General features: G+C 60.8%; 1 protein-coding gene and 1 pseudogene. Both read right to left on the bottom strand.

Annotation, left to right across the window (positions count from 1 at the left end):
* Positions 1–540 (bottom strand): annotated as a pseudogene (locus tag AC0AP0_RS12665) (helicase); the annotation flags it as partial.
* Between the two features lie 8 nt (positions 541–548).
* On the bottom strand, positions 549–2,101 hold a 1,553-nt coding region (locus AC0AP0_RS12670), incomplete at its 5' end, for a variant leucine-rich repeat-containing protein (protein ID WP_490430745.1).

A 2,101-nucleotide genomic window follows, 5' to 3' on the forward strand; every position in this document is an offset into this window, starting at 1 on the left:
CATGGCCGAGATCAAGGCAGGATTAAGATCCACCTTGCCTGTGAATCTGATGGAGGCTCTGGAGGTTCCCTGTGTGCCCTCATCAATACGCACGGGGTAGAGCAGAACAGGCATGTCGCGCCCCTGCCAGGCAGCCACTCCCACCACCATGGAGAGCTGGGCAAAACCGCTGGCACGCTCTTTGGCGGCCTGATCGTCCAGGACCCGCTCCATACGCCGGTGGGCCGCGCGCAGCATGCCGCGGTCTCGGAAGAGCGCATCCAGATGAACCTGACCGCTGGCGAAAAGCTGTGCAATGCCTGAAGGATGCGCATGTGTCAGGTCCATCTGCGCGGCCAGCTGCGATACATTCTCCAGAGGAGTCAATCCCACCTGGTTCTGGTAGTCCTGGCGCCATCCTCGAATTCGCTCCAGAGGGGTCAGCGGGGCTTTGACCTCTTCTGCCGCAGGGTCGGAGGAGGATCCGGCCGCTGATGCCTGCGCATCCTCAGCCCGTTTGCCCTGTTCCGATCCCCCGGTGCTCATTACCGTCTCGCTCATCCGTCTACTCACTTCCGCACGGCGTTCAGATACTCGTGATACCCGTCATTGTTTTGCAGGGCCGCATCGATGTCCCGGTCGCCCTGAGCCTCCAACCAGGCGTAAAGATCATCATAAAGGGCCGGGTTCATCGCCAGGAAAGGCAGCAGTTGCCGATGCTTGGCCATGGCGAACTGCAGAGCAAAGTCCCCGGTTCGCTTGGCATCTTCAGAACTCATCCCGTCCACCTCGATGACATCCCGGCCACGGTCATAGTCACCCTTGGAAACCCGCTCGAAGACGGATCCTGGCTCAAAGGCCGGCTGGTATCGATGATCATCATCCGGCTTATCCGCTGACTCAGGACGCCGGGCCTGATCCGGTTCCTCCTTGGACAGGCGAGCCAGCTCTACAGCTCCCAGCGGGGTGAACCCCTGGGCCGAGCCTGATTCGCTCCCCCGGCCTTGTCCGGACTGATCGTCCGCATGGCCTTTGTAGCCGAAAGACGCGCTATCATCGTGTTGACCACGATCATCACGAGCATCTTGGTCATAGCGTTCCTGATTGGGAGCGGAGTCAGCGGAACGCGAGCGACGAGCATCAGCGAAAAGGTCGCGGTCGACCGGCTGCCTGTCCTCCTCCTGAGTGCCGACCAACGGCAGACCCCGATCGGATTCGTTCTCCTGCCATGGCAGGGGTCGGCGGCCTTCGCCACGAGAGTCCTGAGCCTGGAAGTCCCCTTCACGCCGGGCACCCTCGCGGTCTTCGAATTCTTTGTCATCCGGCTGGTCGGCATAGGCCCGGCGACGGTCCGATACCTGGTCATCTGCCGATCCAGCATCGGCCGATCCCTTGTCAGTCTGTCCATGCTCTGCTGAATCAGGATTGTCATAATACCGCGCTTGCGAGTCACGCGGATTCATAGAAGCTGATCTTCCGGAGAAAGTCGGCGACGCGCTATCCTCCGAGTCGCGGTCAACTGAGGCAGACTTGGGACGATCTTGTGAAATTCCGCCGGTCTCTTGCGAAGAATCGGCTGTCTTGGCGGCACCCAGGGCCATATCATGAAGGGCAGTGACCCGGTTACGGACCCCGTCGGCCTTGAAGATGCCGGTGGGCTCGCCGGCGCGCATATCCAGAATGTCGTCAACGGACATCTCAGCTGCATCAGGCTCCACTGCGCCGCGAGGCTGTGTGGAATACGAGAAGAGGTCAGGTACCCGGAGCGAAGGATCGGTCTGGTCTTCTTCGGGATTGCTGATACGCACGAAATCGACAGGAACATCACCGAACTGGAAACGAGCTGAGCTGCTGGACAGTGGGTAAGCGGCATCCACAGGCAGCCTGACCAGCGATCCGTCGGACTGAATCAGATAGGACCCATTGGTGGAGCCCATGTCGCGCAGGGTGGCCAGACCGTCCTGATCGACGGCGAAAATGGCATGCCGCTTGGACATGGATTTGGTCTGATCGGGCACCTCCAAACGACGCCGACCATCATCGGCCAGCGGACGCAGAGGCTTGCGGCCGATCTCGACGGTCTCGCCAGGCTTGAGCCGGGTCTCTTCCACCCCATTGAACT

The sequence above is a fragment of the Bifidobacterium sp. POST2/T3 (B1) genome (assembly GCF_058197115.1).